Consider the following 17,568-nt stretch of genomic DNA (forward strand, 5'->3'; position numbering starts at 1 on the left):
GTGGACATACCGAGGGGCAGCCGAAACCGCGGGTACGCTTGGTTGGATGCGGAGCCGGATGATGAAGCAGATGACGGCTGGAGGGGGTTGGCCGGCGATCTGGTACACGCTGAAGAAGGCACGCGCAGCCGGCGGAGTCGTTCGCATGGTTCGTGCGCTGTCGTCGCGCAACGCATGCAAGACGTGCGCGCTCGGGATGGGCGGGCAGCAGGGGGGGATGCGGAACGAGGCCGGACGGTTCCCCGAGGTCTGCAAGAAGTCGGTGCAGGCGATGGCCGCGGACATGCAGGGGCGGATCCGGGCCGGATTCTTCGACGAGTTCTCGTTCGACAAGCTGGAGCGGATGTCGCCGCGGGAGCTCGAGGCCGCGGGCCGGCTGACCGAGCCGCTGGTGGCCGGCCCGGGGGATGAGTCGTACCGGCCGGTCTCGTGGGACGAAGCCTTGCGGCTGGTCACGCAACGCATGGGCGCCGCCCCACGGGATGAGACCTTCTTCTACTTCAGCGGTCGGTCGTCGAACGAGGCCGGCTTCCTGCTCCAGGTCGTCGCTCGTGTCTACGGCACGAATAACGTCAACAACTGCTCCTACTTCTGCCACCAGGCATCAGGGGTCGGGCTCTCGAGCGTTACGGGGTCGGGAACGGCCACGATTACCCTCGAGGATCTCGATGCGTGCGACCTCGTCTTCGTCATCGGGGGCAACCCCGCGTCCAACCACCCACGTCTGATGCGCACGCTGGTCGATCTTAAGCGTCGCGGCGGGAAGGTTGTTGTCGCTAATCCGCTGCGAGAAATCGGCCTCGTGAACTTCCGCGTGCCTTCGGATGTGCGGAGCATGCTCTTTGGATCGAAGATCGCGGACGAGTACATCCAGCCCCACATCGGTGGCGACATCGCGCTGCTCACAGGCATGGCCCGCGCGCTGCTGGACCGGGGCGCCACGGACGAACAGTACATCGCCGACCACACCGACGGATGGGAGGCGTTCCGCGCCGCCGTGATGGAGACCGATTGGGGCGTGATCGAGTCGTCCTCGGGCGTGCCGCGGCACCAGATCGAGCGAGCCGCCGGGATGTACGCCGCGGCACGCAGAGCCGTGTTCTGCTGGACTATGGGCATCACCCACCACGAGCACGGAGTGGCCAACGTCCAGATGATCGCGAACCTGGCCCTGATGCGGGGCATGGTTGGCCGCGCGGGCGCCGGGCTGCTGCCGCTCCGGGGCCACTCGAACGTCCAGGGGATCGGATCCATGGGCGCCGTGCCCGAACTCAAGGGGTCGGTGCTCGGCCGTCTCGAGGAGGTGCTCGGTGTATCGCTACCGCGGACACCCGGCATGGACACGCTCTCGTGCGTATCGAAGGCCGGATCGGGCGGGGTCCGGTTCGCGCTGCACCTGGGCGGAAACCTCTTTGGTTCGTGCCCGGATGCAGCCGCCGCGGAGCGGTCGCTGCGGCAGATCGACACGACGGTGTTCATGAGCACGACGCTTAATACCGGGCACGCACGGGGCCGGGGCCGGACCTCGATCATCCTCCCGGTCCGGGCCCGCGACGAGGAGACGCAGGCGACAACCCAGGAATCGATGTTCAACTTCGTCCGCCTCAGTGACGGCGGGAGAGCGAGGCACGAGGGACCGCGGAGCGAGGTCGAGGTGATCGCGCAGATCGCCGAGGGCGTGATGGGGCACCGGGGGCCGCTCGACTTCACGGCACTGCGGCGGCACGACGAAATCAGGAGCCTCATCGCCCGGGTTGTTCCCGGATACGGCGGCGCAGCGGACATCGGGAGAACTCGCAAGGAGTTCGCGGTTGCCGGTCGCACGTTCCACCAGCCGCGGTTCACCACCGAAACCGGTCGCGCGAGGTTCCACGCTGTGCGAGTGCCGGCGCTCAAGGAAATGGGATCGGGCGAGTTCCGGCTGATGACGATCCGGTCCGAGGGGCAGTTCAACACGGTGGTTTACGAGGAAGGGGACGTCTACCGCGCCCAGGAGCGACGGGACGTGGTCCTGATGGTGGCGGCCGACATGCTCCGGCTCGGGCTCAGGCGAGACGACCGGGTCACCGTTCGGAGCGCCGCGGGCGAGATGGCCGACCTCCTCGCCCGGGAGGCGCCCATCCGCGAGGGCAACGCCGCGATGTACTACCCGGAGGCAAATGTGCTGGTTCCCGCGGCGGTCGACTCGGCGTCCAGGACCCCGGCGTTCAAGAACGTCATCGTGCGCATCGAGAAGTGCCGCCGGTTGGCGGTGGCACCCCGCGGGTGAGCACTCCGCGCAAGAGAAAGGCCGCCCAGCCGATTTGGCGGGGCGGCCTTGGACTTGTGCCGGGGTCTTGGTTAGCAGCCGGTCGAGAGGGAGTTGAACCACCGGGCGATGAACACGGCAATGTCGCTCGGTGTGATGACGCCGTCGTGGTCGACGTCGGTGCTGAGCGTGCTCTGGCTGATGTCCATGGTCCAGTTGTTGATGAACGTCGCGATATCGGAGGGCGTGACCACCGAGTTGCCGTCCCAATCAGTGAGGCAGCGGACGCGGAAGCCCATGGTCATGGCGCCGGAGCCGTCGGCGGTGGTGACGGTCACGGAGCGGAACTGGGTGCCCGACGGCGCATCATCCGCGATGTCGAACGACAACCCGGAGATCGAGGTGTTGCCGGCCCCAACGAGCGGCGTGCCGGAAACGGTGACGCCCGTGCCTGACACGACGACGTTCGAGGCCGAGGTGACTCCGCCGAAGTTGGCGCCGGAGATAGACACCGGTACGGAGAAGCCCTGCCGACCGAACGCCGGCGAGACACTCGTAACGGCCGGGACCAGATTCACGTTGACGGTAAACGAGTTGTTGACGGTGGCGGTCCCGTCCTCGGTGGTGACTGTCACGTTCCGCGGCCCGGTCGGCGCGGCGGGGTCAACCAGGAACGACAGACCAGTGACCACGGTGCCCCCCGGATTGACCGATGGGGAACCGACGACGGTGACGCCCGTTCCCGATACCACGACGTCGTCGGGAGCATCAACATTGTGCAGCGCCGTTCCGGTGATGGTGACCGGCACCGAGGTGCCCTGCAGGCCGGAGACGGGCGAGATGTCGGACACCGAGAGGCCCGCTGTTCCGCCATAGACCGTCACCATGATGGTGTCGGTCGCCGACATCCCGTTGGAGTCCGTGACCCGCAGCGTCACGGGGTACACCCCGTTCACGTTGTACACGCGGGTGGGCTGCGAGCTATTGGCGATCTCGAATGTCCCGTTGCCGTCAAGGTCCCACGCATAGGTCGTCAGCGAAGTCCCAGACTCGGTGGCGCGGGAGTTGAGGGCGCCGTAGAAGAAGCAGGTCGTTCCGGCCTGGACTCGCTTGTCGAGCCCGGCGATCACCGCCGGTGGCGCCTTGCTGGTGCCGACGCGGATGATCAGGTCGTACAACTGCACCGTCTGGTCCGCGGTCGGGTTGGGGCCCACATCCACGACGCGGACGGTGTAGGTGCCCGCCGCCAGCGGCGTCTGCGAGATGGTCTCGGTGACGCCCGGTCCGCCCGCCGCGGCAGATGCGATGATAGTCGTGCCCGAGGAGTTGCGTAGTTCCAGGGTCAGGTTGCCCGCCTGGTCCGCGTTGACGGTCCCGAGCGAGTCAGTATTGCAGTCGGTTGATTGCTGGCCGTTGCTGTACGAGCCGCCCGTCGGGTCGACGGTGATGGTCACGTTCTGGGCTGAGGAGAGCGTGAACGAGAACCAGTCCTCGTCCGTGTTATTGAAGCCCGACGTCCCGTTGGTCGACAGATCGCGCTGGATGACCGAACGGACCGAAGGGCTTGTCAGGTTGCCGAACGCCGTCGCGTTCGCCGCCGAGTTGTTGCCGGAGAACCGATCCCCGTGGTTGCGCTGCACGCCCCGGATGTCATCGATCTGCGCCCCGTCGAAGTTGGTGTTGATGAAGGGCTCCATCAACTTGGTGTGGTCGCAGGGGACGGGGTGCGGGTGGCCCAGCCCGTGCCCGTGCTCGTGAGAGATCACGTTGCGCAGGTAGCGGTACGTGTTGGAGGTCGATCCCAGGTTGCCGGGCCCGAAGTAGTCCGTGTTGATCAGCATGTCGGCGCCGCCGTTGGGGTAGTAGTCGTACGCCAAAAAGTTGGGCGTGCCGCGTCCGTTCCCGCCGATCCGGATATCACCCCGTGTGGTGGTGTGCGTGGTGCTCCCGCTTCGCGAGGAGTTGTTGTCGGGCGACTCTGAGTAGGTCAGGCCGGCAAGGCGGCGCCACGTGGCCAGGCCCTGTCTGATCAGCTCTCGACCCTTGTCGAGGTTTGCGGCCCCGAAGACCGACGAGCTGGTCATGACCGCGTTGAGCGTGTTTGGCATGCCGTCCCAGTCCACGCCGTCATCGGGGAACGAGTAGGTCAGGGCGGCCCGCTGGGCTCGGCCAGCAGGGCCCTGCTGCCCCGTCCCCGTCCACACCGTGCCGGTTGTGAAGTACCGCAGCCCACCGGGCTGGACGTCGCCCGCGGGAGGCAATAGCGAGGTGCGGGCCAGGAGGTCCGCAAGTTCCTTTTCCGTCAGGTTCGCCGGGTAGCACGCCTCGGGCGCCGTCATCCTCATCAGCAAGGGCAGCGGGCGATCCTCTGCCGGCTTATCGGCGGTGGGACCGTTGTCCGCAAGGCACGCCGCGGTTCCCGCGGCGAGCACCAGTGTCGCCGGGATCGAGCGCCGGATGTTCGCGAAACGCGTGGGCATGATCAGGTCCTTTCTCTTCGGGTCGACCGGCGCCGGTGCCGGCGTTGGCAATGAAAAGGGGGGCCGGTTGGCCCCCCTCGTTCGCAACAGGGGTCGGGATAGTACTTACGAACAGCCGTTGGAAACGCTGTTGAACCACGACGCGATGAACACCGCGATATCGCTCGGCGTGATCACGTTGTCGTGATCGACGTCTGTGTTGAGCGTGAGCTGGCTGATATCCATCGTCCAGTTGTTGATGAACGTCGCGATATCCGCCGGCGTGACGACCGAGTTGCCGTCCCAGTCCGCCAGGCATCGGACGCGGAAGCCCATGGTGAGCGAACCGACCCCGTCGATCGTGGAGACGGTTACGGACCGGAACTGCGTGCCCGACGGAGCGTCGTCCGCGATATCGAACGACAGGCCGGTGATGGTGGTGTTGCCGTTGGTGACGATCGGGGTGCCGGAAACGGCCACACCGGTGCCGGAGACAACCACATCAGATGCAGAGTTGACGTTGCCGAAGTTCGTGCCGGTGATCGTCACGGGCACCGAGAAGCCCTGGCGCCCGAACGTCGGGGACACGCTGTCGACCGTCGGGAGGACGTTGGCGATCACAGTGAACGAGTTGTTAGCCGTATCGGCGCCATCCTCGGTGGTGACGGTCACGTTGCGAGATCCCAGCGTCGCCCCGCCCGACACGTTGAACGAGAGGCCCGTCACGACCGTCCCGCCCGGGTTGACCGATGGGGAGCCCGTGACGGTCACGCCCGTTCCCGAGACCACGACGTCCGTCGCAGAGTCGACATTGTGGAGGCCCGTGCCCGTGATGGTCACCGGGACCACAGTTCCCTGGGCGCCCGTGTTGGGCGAGATGTTGCTGACCACCACGCCCGAGGCGCCGCCGAACACGGTCACCAGGATCGTGTCCGTCGCGGACATTCCATTGGAGTCGGTGACCCGCAGTGTCACGGGGTACACGCCGTTGACCGAGTAGGTGCGGTTGGGGGTCGCGTTGTTGGCGATCTCGAACGTTCCATTGCCGTCAAGATCCCACGCATAGGTCGTGATGGCGACGCCCGACTCGAGCGGCCGGCTGTTGATGTTCCCCATGAAGAAGCAGGTCTGGCCGGCCTGGATGCGCTTGTTGACGCCGGCGATCGCCTGCGGCGGGGCCTTGGCGATGCCCACACGGATCGTGAGCGTGTACAACTGCACAGTCTGGTTCGCGTTGGGCCCGACGTCGACGACTCGCACCGTGTACGTGCCGGCGGGGAGCAGCGGTTGAGTGATGACCTCGTTGGATCCGGCCGGGGCGCTCGAAGATGAGGCGATCACCGACGTGCCGTCCGCGCTCCGGAGCTCGAGGTTGAGATTGCCGGCCTGGTCGGCGTTGACGGTCGTGGTCGATCCGTTGCAGCTGCTCGATTGCTGCCCGTTCGTGTAGCTTCCGCCCGTTGGGTCAACGGTGATCGTGACATTCTGGGCGGCGAAGAGCGTGAAGCGGAACCAGTCCTCGTCGCTGTTGTTCGCGCCCGAGGTGCCGTTGGTGGACAACTCCGGCTGGATGATCGACATCGCGGTGATGTCCCCGAAATCCTTGGCATTAGCCGCGGAGTTGTTGCCGGAGAACCGGTCGCCGAAGTTGCGCTGACCGCCCCGGATGTCGTCGATCTGCAGCGAGTCGAAGTTGACGTTGATGAACGGCTCCATCAGCTTCGTGTTGTTGCACGGCACGGTGTGGATCATGCCCAGGCCGTGTCCGTGCTCGTGCCCGAGCACGTTGCGGAAGAAGCGGTAGTTGTTGGTCGAACTCAGGAAGTTGCCGCCGGTGAAGTCGCCCGAGTCGAGGACCATGTCGCCGCCCGAGCTGGGGAAGTAGTTGTACGCGAGCACGCCGTTGGCGCCGTCGAGCAGGGTGGAACCGACGCGGATATTGCCGCGGGTCGGGACATTGGCCGTGCTGGTGGTGTAGCCGGCGTTGTCATCGGACACTTCGTTGTAGGTCAGCCCGCAGTACCGCCGCCACGAGCCGTAGAACTGCCGGACATACTCGCGCCCGCGGTCGTTGTTCCCGGCGCCGAAGGCCGAGTCAAAGCGGGCATTGAGCACGTTCGGACCGGCCGGGAAGCCGGAACCGGGGTCGCCCCAGGAGACGCCGTCGATCGGGAACGAGTAGGTCAGGCTTGTCGCGGTTGCGGTCCCGGCGCCGCCGACCACGCCCGCGCCGACCCACGTCGTGCCGGCGACAAAGAACCGCAGGTCGCCCTCGGCCAGCAGGCCCGGCGGGAGCGAGTCGTACATGCGGATGATGTTCTCCATCTGCTTCGGCGAGGACTTGGGTGAGAAGCACAGCGGGCTGCGGGCGATCCTTTCCAGCAGCTCCTCTTTGCGGCACGCGGGGTCCTCGGCCGAGGCGCAGTACGCGTCCAGCGCCGCATCGAGCACCCTCATGGTGTCGGCGGAGCAGCACGACGAATCGCAGTCCGCATGCGGCGTCTCGTCGGCCGCGGCCGCGAGACCCGAGATCGAGAGAAGGGCGGCGGCGCTCAGCGCAGCCCCAACAAGTGTGCCGTTCGTGGAGCGGAAGAGGTCGCGTCTCATATCGTCATTCTCCGGGAGTGGGGGACTGGGATCAGTGCCGGCGACGCCCGGTGCGCGGAGCGCAGGACGCCGACCAGGTCGGCGAAGAAAAATGTCACGAACCACTGGGCCTGTTGCATCCGGCGTTCCAGGCCTCGGTAGACCGGGGATCGGCGACGAGCCTTCCCGGGCTCGCCGCGCGCACCGGCGCCACCGTGCCGTATCGCTATCAGGTGTTCGCGGCGAAGCGTCATTCAGCGAGTGCCTCACACAACCACGTTCCCGGGAGGGACCGATTGGTCCATCCGGGGTCGTGGGTACAACTGGATCGAATCGGACCCGCACGGGCTGCCGCCCGCGTGGTCCGTGAGATGCTCCTAGCAGCCCCCGCTGAGGCCGCTGAACCAACTGTTGATGAACTGTCCGATGTCCGCGGGTTCCACGGTTCCGTTGCCGTCATAGTCCCCGTTGAGGTTCCCGAGCTGGAGCGAGACCAGCCACGTGCTGACAAACTGGGCGATATCGGCCGGCTCGAACTGGCCGTTCCCATCCCAGTCGGCCGGGCAGTGGCACTCGTCGGGAACGTTGTCGCGGTTGACGTCCCGGCTCGAGCCCGCGGCGATGTCGCAGCGATCGGCGCGGCCGTTGCTGTTGCAATCGGTGATCGCCGCCGTCGGGACGATCTTGTAGACCTCGCCGGTGAGTTCGCAGATGTACACCTCGCCGAAGGCATCCTCGCCGAAGGAGACGATCTGCGTGATCGCCTGCGTCCCCGGCGGGTCAAGCTCCGTGGTCCGATCGACGAAGTTCGTATACCCGCCGGATCCGTTCGGGACCAGCGAGAAGATCTTGTTGCTGCACACATCCGCGAAGAAGTAGGTGCCGTTCAGCGACGGGATCGCGCACCCGCGGTACACGACGCCGCCGGTGATGGAGCACCCGGTCGCGTTTGTCGGAGGAACCATCGAGGTGTGGCCGTAGGTCAGGAACGGCGCGGTCAGGGTCCCTGCGCCCGGGCAGTTGGACGTGTTGTACGTCGCGGTGCCCTCGTAGCACCGCCACCCGTAGTTCCTGCCGCCGAAATAGGTCCCCTGGCCGGGCATGGAGTTGGGCGTGGTCGCCCGCTCGTAGTTGATCTCCTCCCACAGATCCTGACCGACGTCGGCGATGTAGAGATCCCCGGTGGCGCGATCGAACGAGTTCCGCCACGGATTCCGCAGGCCGTACGACCAGATCTCCGGCGTCACACCGGCAGTGGCCGGGAACGGGTTGTTCGCCGGAATCGCGTAGTTGCGGTTCGGATCCGCGGGGAACGCATCGGGACCGTCGACATCGATGCGGATCATCTTGCCGAGCAGCTTCGACATGTCCTGGGCGTTGCCGATGCCGGTCGTGTGCCCGGTGCCGGTGTCGCCGCCGTTCCCGCCATCGCCCAGCGCGATGTACAGGTACCCATCGGGGCCGAAGCTCATCCAGCCGCCGTTGTGGTTCGTTTGCGGCTGGTCCACCACCAGGAGGATCTGCTCCGAAGCAGGGTCGGCAAGGTTCGCATCCGCAACCGAGCGGGTGAACCGCGACACCACCGTCTGGCCCTGGCCGAACGATCCGCCCGGCCTCGTGTAGTTCACGTACAGAAAACCATTGCTCGCGTAGTTCGGGTGGAAGGCCAGGCCGAGCAGCCCCTGCTCGCTGTCCGTGGCGACCCCGGGAATCGAGAGAAACGGCGTCGCAAGCACAGCGTTATTCGGAAGTTGGAGGATGCGGACGCGCCCGGTCGTTCCGTTGCGCCCCTCAACGATGAACGCCCGGGTGAAATCCCCGGGCGCGTGGGTGACATACAGCGGCCGCGAGAGACCAAAGGCGACGCGGGTGGTCGTCAGTGACTGGGCCAGGGCACCCGGTGCCGCGACCACACCCACGGCAAGGGCCGCGGCGATCGAGTTCAGCGGGGTACAAACGCCCCGGACGACTGAGGCCAGTCGCATGCACCTACTCCTTTGAGCCGTAGTCTGGCTTGAACACGCGCACCCAGCGGATCGCCGGGGACTTCTAATCTAATCGACCGATACGGCGAGGCCACAGATGCAGTTCCCCACCCGCCCAAATCCCGGGAGGGTGGCGGCAGAATCGGACCGAATCGGCCCTTCCGAAACGAATCAGGACAGGTCGATGCCAATCAAAACACGAGCATGATTCACGATGGACACGGCCCCGACAGGGCGGCAAACCAGAGGTTGACGAACAGTCCGATATCTGCGGGTTCGCATGCGCCGTTGCGGTCAGCGTCAGCCTCCAAGGTTCCCTGGTTTACTCCATTGCTCCAGGCCAGCACGAACGCTGCGATATCTCCCGGCGTGACCGAGCCGTCACGATCAAAGTCCGCGAGGCAGCGAGCCTGGCACACGCTCGTGGTCGCGGACACGGCGACCGTGTCCACCTGCCAGCCGCGGAACCCGTTGGCGACACTGTCGATGGTGTCGAACTCCCATCGCACCCCGACCTGCTGCCCCGCGAAGGCGGTCAGGTCGACGGTGCGGGTCGACCACGTGCCCTGGGGCGGCGTGTCGACAACGGTCCCGTTCACGAACACGCGGTGCAGGTCGTAGCTCGTCGAACTCTCGGTCTGCACGCTCGAGCAATAGGTGAGCGAGATCGAGCCTCCGCCGGGGACCGCTGGCAGCGCCAGTGTCGGCATCGTGAGCGAGCCGACGTTGGCGGCTCCCGTGGCGTACGTGCAGGTGGAGTCCAGGTTGTACGCCATCCAGGGCGCGGATTCGCACGCCGGCGTCACCGCGCACGCCGAGGCGGCATGCCACAACCCCGTCGCCGTCCAGCCCGCCGGTAGCCCGCCGGCAAACCCTTCCTCTGTGATCGATGCGGTCTGCAGCGTTCCGACCACGAACGAATACGCTCCGGCACCCGGCGCTGAGCGAACACCCGTCGACACCCCCTCGGCGGTCGCGAAGTACTGGGGGGACTCCCCGCACCTCGCGCCCGGCATGGTCGCGCGGTACCGCGTTCCCGCCACCGTCACCAGCGGCACCGTCGTGTACGGACCCGGACCATACCGGAAGTGCAGCTGCGCCGAGCCCGGCACCAGTTCATCCGCGTTGGGGCTCACATTGAACTCGATGGTCACCGGGACTTCCGCGGCGACCCGCGCCACCGGAGCGGCCGCGATCGACACGACGAGCCCCGCCGCGGCGGCCTGCACGTCGCCCGTCGCCACCAGCGAGTAGCCCTGGAGACCGACGTTGACCGCGGCGCCCGTGACCTGCACCGACCACACCCCCGGCGCCGGCGCATCGATGTGCACCTGCTCGACGTTGTTCTTCGAATCACGCGTCCCGCCGGTCGCCGAGATCCCACCGGCGAACACGTTGCCGAGGTACGTCTGCCCGGTGGGGGAGGTCACGATCAGATCGAGGTCGTTGACCGGCGCGTTGGCCGCGCCCGCCGCCGCCGGGGGCTCGGTCCACACCAGGGTGATCTTGAGCCGCTCCGATGACGACAGCACGTTGACGGGAATCGAAACCGACGTCCCTGTTGAGATGCCGTCGGTGTTCCGCACGTCCGCCACGATCGTCTTGCGGGAATCCCCGGCGAAGTACAGGGCGTCGTCCGCGAGCACCCGCCCCCACCCTTCCTGGTTGCCCGGGTACCCGGTGATGCCCGTCATGTCGACGCTGGAGTTGACAAGCACAGCCTTGACGAGCGCCCCGGTCGACGCCATCGCCGGCCCGCTGTCCGCCACGCCGCCGGGATAGAACCCCTCGGCAAAGTACTGCCGCACCAGCATCGCGGTTCCCGCCACGGCCGGCGTCGCCATCGAGGTGCCCGTCAGCGCGACGACGCCGCACGATGAGCCCGACTGCGCCGACATGGTGCTGCACCCCGGCGCGTACACCTCCGGCTTGCGCCGGCCATCCGAGGTCGGCCCCGTCCCGCCCGAGCAGTGCGACCCCTGGTTCGGCGTGTCCTGTGAGGCGCCGACCGCCAGCAGGTTCTTCGCGTTCTCGGGGTTCCTCAGCGTGCTGGTGTTTGTCACCGCGAGGCACACCATGCTGTCCTCGTTCGAGTACAGGAACGAGTCGAACCCGCGGCAGAGCCCGTTGTAGGCGGTGGTCCCGTCATCCCCCCACGAGTTCGTGTGAACACGCGCCCCCTGGTCGTGGTGCAACTGGAGCCTCGTGATCGCCGCGGACTCGGTGAACGAAGGGATCCCGTTGTAGACGAGCCTGCCAAGGTACGCTACCCCCCTCGTGTCGTCGTTGACCCCGTTGTCCCCGACCGCGGTCCCCGAGACGTGCGTGCCGTGGCTCACCGCGCCCGGCGTGGCGTTGTACGCCTGGATCTTGCGATGGGCCGGCCCGATCGGGTTCACTGTGTCGCGGAACGAGCAGTGGTTGGCGTCCAGCGCGCTGTCCAGAACGCCGACGATCTGCCCCTCCCCGTGCAGGCCCCGGTCGTACAGCGGCGTCGACCCCGGAACATTGCTCTGGACAATCCAGCGGTCGGTGCTGTTGCGCTCCGAGATGTCCGAGGCCTCCTCGATGAACTGCACCGCCGGGAGGTCGGCGATGGCCCCGATGTCCGCCGCCCGCACGGTCGCCGAGATCTCCTGGTTGCCAGCGACGTTTACCGTGTAATGCACCGACGCCTGCTCGAGCTTGGTGATGGCGGCGAGCGTTGGTCCGGCGGCCTCGCCGTCAAAAAGCACGATCGTCACGCCGATGAGCCCCTGCTCCGCGAGTGCGCGATTCGCCGCCGAGGTCACAAGGCGCTTCCCCAACTCAGGATCGAGCTTCCATCCCCGCTCGTACACGCCCCACCACCGCACGAACTCCAGCGCCTCGACTCGGCCCGCATCCGCCTGGTCGAGCGTGACGATGTACGCGTGCTCGGGCAGGTAGTCGCCGAGCCCGATCTTCGCCTCGCGCAGCCGCGTTTGTCGCTGTGGGGTCATCGGTCCATCAAGCTGGATGACAAAGTGGCGGTCGCCCGCCGCGCCGCCGCACACCAGCGAGAGGCCACCGCGCGGAACCGATGTGTCGATCTCGCCGATTCGGAGTGAGAGTGGGGGGGCTGGGAGGGACGACGGCTTCGGCGCGGGCGTTGCAACTCCCGCCGCCTTCCTCGCCCCGTCGCCGACACCGCTTGCGGCCGCCGTCGTCGCGCCCGCGGCAAGCAGGACCAGCACAAGGGCCCCGCCACGAATCGCGCCGATTGGCTTCATCTCCATCCTCCTGTCGACCACCCATCCCGCCGCATGCAACCCAATATACACCACCTCGCGTGTCGATCAGCATCCGCCGGAGAGGGCAGAGAACCACCGGTTGACAAACGCCGCAATGTCCGACGGCTCCACCGCTCCGTTCCGGTCAAGGTCGCCCGCGACGGTTCCCGAGGTCAGCGAGCCCAGCCACGCGTTGATGAACCCCGCGATGTCCGAGGGCTCGATCTCGCCGTTGCCGTTCCAATCCACCGGGCACGCGTTGGTGACCAGGATCTGAGCCGAGACGGTCGCCCCGTCGACAAACCCGTCGTTGGGAGTCACCGTACACCTCACGACGGAGTTCGCCCCGGCCGTGCCCCGGGCGATTGCGTCGGACCTCGCCGCGGAGGTGATGCGCCGAACCTCCGTGCCGTTCACCGTCCACACGTAGGTGTACCGCACGATGTCGTAGTCCAGGTCGTCCACGATGTGGTCGCCGATCACGCGGCAGAAGACCGGGTCTGCCACGCTCGGCTGGTAGGGCGCCCCCACCGGGCCGGACTGCGGCGGCGGGGCCTCGAGCGCTACGCCGATCGGCTGCGGCGGCCGGTTGTACCCCGGCGTCCGCGCCGCCCGCACCTCAAACGGGAGCGACGTTACCTGTTGCCCGTTGATCTCCAGGATGTAGTGCCACGTTCCCAGGTGGTTCGTGTCGAACCCGTCCAGCGCCGCCGTGGCCCAGTAGAAAAAGTACCACACGTGCCGGCTGTACCCGATGTTGTTGAAGTCGTACGGCCCCGCGTCGAGCACCATGACATTGTCCGGCCGGACGATCTTCTCCTTGAACGTGCTCGCGGGCGGCAGCGTCGACAGGCTGATCCAGAGCGTCACGAACTCATCGTCCACCGCGATCTGCCCGCTGAGCGGCGGCGCGTTGGGCTTTGGCGGCGCGGCCCACAGATCCGCGTAGGTGGTCCCGGCGTCGAGCGCCGCCGGCGGATCGCCGATCGGCGGCTGCACGATCCACCCGCTCGGCCCCGCGCGGCACGCCCCCGCCCACGGTTCGTACACCGTCGTGTTGTTCGCGTCCATCGTCTGGAAGTGCAGGTGCGGGCCGTACGAGCGGCCGCTCGATCCCGCCTTGCCGATCTGCTGCCCCACCTTCACCATCTGCCCCGGCGACACGGCCACGCTGCCCTGCTTGAGATGGAAGTACCAGCCAAACCGTCCGCCGCCGTGATCGATGATCACGTAGTTTCCATCATCCTGGCCCCCGGTCGTGTTCATGTCCGTGAAGCCGTCGATGGCGACGACCACCGTCCCATCCTCCGGGGCGAACACCGGCACACCGATCGCCTGCTCCGTCCACGTCCTGATCCCGCAGTCGGTCCCCTGGTGCCCGTCGTACGAGAAGAACAGACAGTGGAAGTCGCGGTAGTCCACCGGCGCCGGATTCACATCCACAAACCCGCCGGTGAATACATCCTCGTTCAGCGTGCCCGCAATCGGAAAAAACCGCCACCGCGGCGGGGTCGCCCGCAACGAACCCCCGCCGTGTTTGGCCTGGTACGCCCTGACCTGCTCCTGCACCTTCGCCTGCAGCGCCGGCGGCACGCACCCGTCGTCCGCATGATGCCCAGGTGAGTGCTCGGCCTCGATCACCCCAAACAAGGGGTTTGGCTGCCAGCCCGCAAGTGTCGCCTTCTGCTCCTCGCTTCCGCCGCCCGCCGCCGCCGCGACCACCACCGCGGCCATCATCACAACAAACATCGCATACCTCCCTGAAGATCGATTGCGCAGGAGACCACGTTCAGCCTATCACAGGCCGAACCAAACACAAGGGATAGGCAGCCCTGTTTCCCGCCCTTTCGTGCTCAGCATCCGCCCGACACGGCCGCCAGCCACGCCTGTACGAACGCGGCCAGATCAACCGGGTCCGTCGAGCCGGAGTTGTCAAAGTCTCCCTGCCGCGACGACTGACGCAGGCCGACCAGCCACGAGGCCACGAACGCGCCGACATCCGCAGGCGCCACCACCCCATCCCCGTCCCAGTCCGCCGGGCAGTGGCACTCGTCCGGGATCCCATCCTGGTTCACATCGAGGCTTGTCCCGGCGGCGATGTCGCACCGGTTGCTCACCCCGTTGCCGTTGCAGTCCGCGGGGTTGGGCTCGAGACGGTTTAGCCGCCCGCTCCGGCTGATGTACAACTCGCCCCGCCCGTCCTCGCCGAACGAGTGCACCACGCCGATCGAACTCGCCGCCGGTCCCGCGGCGTCGCACGTGTGATTCCGCACGGCCTCGGCCCCCGCGGGAGACATGACCGCCGAGACAAGCCACCCCGCCGTGTAGTCGGCAAAGACATAACGCCCCGACAGTGACGGGATCGCCGCGCCGCGGTACACAAACCCGCCGATGATCGCGTTGCCCGTCACGTTGAACGGCGGCAGGACCATGCTGTGCCGGTACGCCGCGGCGGGCGGCACTTGGTTGGTCGGAGGGTTGGTGCACGTCCGCGCCTGCGTGTTCTCGAAGCACGGCCAGCCAAGGTTGGCGCCGCCGAGCGAAGGCGGCACGACGTTGACTTCCTCCCACAGCCCGGCGCCGACGTCGGCGACGATCAGGTCCCCGGTGGCCCAGTTGAAGCAGCAACGGAACGGATTCCGCAAGCCGACAAGCCAGATCTCCGGCGCCGCGCCCGCCACCCCGACAAACGGATTCCCCGCCGGTATCGCGTAGTTCCTCAGCGGGTCCTCAGGGAAGTCGTCGCCGCGCACGTCCACGCGGAGGATCTTCCCCGACACCGAGGCCATGTCCTGCGCGTTCGAGGCTCCCTCGCCCGAAGCAATGTACAGGTACCCGTCCGGCCCGAACCCGATCCACCCCCCGATGTGAATTGAGGCCGTGTTCGCCACCTGCAGGACACGGATCTCCGCCGCCGGATCCGCGACATCCGGGGTTGCGAGCGACCGCGTCCCCCGCTGAACGACCCGGGCGCCCGAAACCGTGTAGTACACGTAGTAATGCCCGTTGACCGCGTAGTTCGGGTCGAACGCCAGCCCCAGCAGCCCGCCCTCGGCGCCGATCGCAACGGTGTGCGTCGCGAACGGAGTCGGCAGGTACGTGTCCGTTGCCAAGTCGAGCACGCGGATCACCCCGCCGCGGAACGCCACGTACGCCCGGCCCGTCTCGCCGACCGGCGCGGCGACCGTCATCGCGTCCGTCGCGCCGGGAATCTCCCGGAGCACCACGGCCTGCCCGCGCGCCACTGCGCACGCCAGCAGCCCCGAGTACACAGCACCAACAAACAGCCACGGGCGCATAGGCATCTCCTTGGGGCCTGGTTCCGAGGCGCCGGCCCCGGTACAGCGTACCGGTGCGCCGACAGGCCACAACGCTCCCCTTGCGCATCGCCGCCGGTCCGGCCCCGCCCGCTATAGTCGCCTCCCGCTTGGGAACTTGTGATCCTGACCACTGATTCGCTGAGGAGGCACGGCGTGGCTGAGCAGACCCCTACCCACTTTGACATGATCGTGATCGGCGGCGGCCCCGCGGGCTATGTCGGCGCGATCCGTGCCGCTCAACTTGGGTTCAAGGTCGCCTGCATCGAGCGGGCCAAGCTCGGCGGCGTCTGCCTGAACTGGGGCTGCATCCCCAGCAAGGCCCTGCTCTCCAACGCCGAGCTCGTCGAGAAGATGCGGTCGGCAGAGGACCAGAAGTTCTGGGGCCTCAAGATCAGCGGCGAGGTCGGCCTGGACTGGGACCGCATCATCGGCCGCAGCCGCGAGGTCGCCAACAAGCTGAACAATGGCATCGGCTTCCTCTTCAAGAAGAACAAGATCACCCACCTCGTCGGCAACGGCAAGATCGTCAAGGCCGCGACACCCGCCAACGGCAACAAGGTCACCGTCGAGGTCCAGGAGTGCGCCGTCAAGGAAGAACTGACCAGCGCCCCCGCCACACCCGGCAAGACCACGCAGACAATCACCGCCGACCACGTCATCGTCGCGACCGGCTCGGTCGCCCGCGACCTCCCCTTCGCCAAGTTCGACGGCGACCGCATCTGGGGCGCTCGCGAGGCGATGTACAACAAGGAGCAGCCCAAGAAGCTCGTCGTCGTGGGCGCCGGCGCCATCGGCATGGAGTTCGCCTACTTCTACCACTCCATGGGCACGCAGGTCACCGTCGTCGAGATGATGCCCGCCGTGCTCCCGGTCGAGGACAAGGACATCTCCGCCGCCCTCGAGAAGCTCTACACCAAGCACGGCATGCGGATCCTAACCTCCCACACCACCACCGCCGTCGAGAAGACCAAGGACAGCGTGAAGGTCACCGTGGCGCCCTGGGCCAACGGCAAGGCCGACGAGAGCAAGAAGGAAGTCCTCGAAGCCGACCGCGTGCTCCTGGCGGTCGGCGTCGTCGGCCGCACCGACGGGCTCTGCGACGCTTCCCTCGGCCTCAAGATCGAGAAGGGCCACATCGTCACCGACTTCGTCCCCGGCAAGACCAAGGACGAGGCGATCGACTACAAGACCAGCCTCCCCGGCATCTACGCTGTCGGCGATGTCATCGGCCCCCCCTGGCTCGCCCACGTCGCCATGGAAGAAGCCGTCCTCTGCGTCGAGCGCATCGCCTGGCGCAAGGACCCCAAGGCTCACCACGAGCCGATCCCCATGGACTACACCGTCATCCCGGGCTGCACCTACTGCATCCCTCAGGTCGCCAGCGTCGGCTTCACCGAGCAGAAACTCATCGCCGACGGCCTCACCAAGGGCAAGGACTACGACACCGGGACCTACCGCTTCCAGTCCCACGGCAAGGCCATCGCCGCCGCACACACCGACGGATTGGTCAAGATCATCCGCGGCCTGCCCCGCGGCGAGATCCTCGGCGCCCACATCCTCGGCGACCAGGCCACCGAACTCATCGCCGAACTCACCCTCGCCCGCCGCCTCGAGGCGACCACCGAGGAACTCATCGTCACCGTCCACGCCCACCCCACCATGCACGAAGCCCTGCACGAGGCCGCCCTTGCCGCCGAGGACCGCATGATCCACGCGTAG

8 protein-coding genes are annotated in these 17,568 nt (G+C 67.1%); 2 read left to right on the forward strand and 6 right to left on the reverse strand.

The features are described from left to right. The first annotated feature begins 46 nt into the window (after positions 1 to 46). Positions 47 to 2,269 (forward strand): FdhF/YdeP family oxidoreductase, encoded by a 2,223-nt coding sequence (locus tag KF745_09755; GenBank protein MBX3358701.1) that lies wholly within the window; start codon positions 47 to 49, stop codon positions 2,267 to 2,269. Between the two features lie 71 nt (positions 2,270 to 2,340). Here the strand turns inward: KF745_09755 and KF745_09760 are convergent, their stop codons facing one another. From KF745_09760 to KF745_09785, 6 genes are all read right to left on the reverse strand, one after another. Continuing rightward, the gene (locus KF745_09760; protein MBX3358702.1) at positions 2,341 to 4,728 is read right to left on the reverse strand and encodes a pre-peptidase C-terminal domain-containing protein; all 2,388 of its coding nucleotides are present in this window, start codon (positions 4,726 to 4,728) and stop codon (positions 2,341 to 2,343) included. Positions 4,729 to 4,833: 105 nt separating this feature from the next. Continuing rightward, positions 4,834 to 7,314, reverse strand: coding sequence for a matrixin family metalloprotease (locus KF745_09765; GenBank protein ID MBX3358703.1), 2,481 nt, complete (start codon positions 7,312 to 7,314; stop codon positions 4,834 to 4,836). Between the two features lie 356 nt (positions 7,315 to 7,670). Next, positions 7,671 to 9,278: a PQQ-dependent sugar dehydrogenase gene (locus KF745_09770; protein ID MBX3358704.1), complete on the reverse strand. Its 1,608-nt coding sequence runs from the start codon at positions 9,276 to 9,278 to the stop codon at positions 7,671 to 7,673. A gap of 209 nt (positions 9,279 to 9,487) precedes the next feature. Further along, positions 9,488 to 12,529, reverse strand: a complete 3,042-nt coding sequence (locus tag KF745_09775) for a S8 family serine peptidase (protein ID MBX3358705.1) — start codon at positions 12,527 to 12,529, stop codon at positions 9,488 to 9,490. 66 nt (positions 12,530 to 12,595) lie between these two features. After that, positions 12,596 to 14,278, reverse strand: coding sequence for a peptidoglycan DD-metalloendopeptidase family protein (locus KF745_09780; GenBank protein MBX3358706.1), 1,683 nt, complete (start codon positions 14,276 to 14,278; stop codon positions 12,596 to 12,598). Between the two features lie 104 nt (positions 14,279 to 14,382). Then, positions 14,383 to 15,828 (reverse strand): PQQ-dependent sugar dehydrogenase, encoded by a 1,446-nt coding sequence (locus KF745_09785; protein ID MBX3358707.1) that lies wholly within the window; start codon positions 15,826 to 15,828, stop codon positions 14,383 to 14,385. Between the two features lie 204 nt (positions 15,829 to 16,032). Between KF745_09785 and lpdA the strand changes: the two genes are divergently transcribed. Beyond that, positions 16,033 to 17,568, forward strand: coding sequence for a dihydrolipoyl dehydrogenase (gene lpdA, locus KF745_09790; protein MBX3358708.1), 1,536 nt, complete (start codon positions 16,033 to 16,035; stop codon positions 17,566 to 17,568).

The sequence above is a fragment of the Phycisphaeraceae bacterium genome, from assembly GCA_019636655.1.
GTDB lineage: Bacteria > Planctomycetota > Phycisphaerae > Phycisphaerales > UBA1924 > JAHBXB01.

Excerpts from the sequence above, each read along its gene's own strand:
- KF745_09755 (MBX3358701.1), top strand. The coding sequence starts at position 47 with ATGCGGAGCCGGATGATGAAGCAGATGACGGCTGGAGGGGGTTGGCCG.
- KF745_09760 (MBX3358702.1), bottom strand. The coding sequence starts at position 4,728 with ATGCCCACGCGTTTCGCGAACATCCGGCGCTCGATCCCGGCGACACTG.
- KF745_09765 (MBX3358703.1), bottom strand. The coding sequence starts at position 7,314 with ATGAGACGCGACCTCTTCCGCTCCACGAACGGCACACTTGTTGGGGCT.
- KF745_09770 (MBX3358704.1), bottom strand. The coding sequence starts at position 9,278 with ATGCGACTGGCCTCAGTCGTCCGGGGCGTTTGTACCCCGCTGAACTCG.
- KF745_09775 (MBX3358705.1), bottom strand. The coding sequence starts at position 12,529 with ATGAAGCCAATCGGCGCGATTCGTGGCGGGGCCCTTGTGCTGGTCCTG.
- KF745_09780 (MBX3358706.1), bottom strand. The coding sequence starts at position 14,278 with ATGTTTGTTGTGATGATGGCCGCGGTGGTGGTCGCGGCGGCGGCGGGC.
- KF745_09785 (MBX3358707.1), bottom strand. The coding sequence starts at position 15,828 with ATGCGCCCGTGGCTGTTTGTTGGTGCTGTGTACTCGGGGCTGCTGGCG.
- lpdA (MBX3358708.1), top strand. The coding sequence starts at position 16,033 with ATGATCGTGATCGGCGGCGGCCCCGCGGGCTATGTCGGCGCGATCCGT.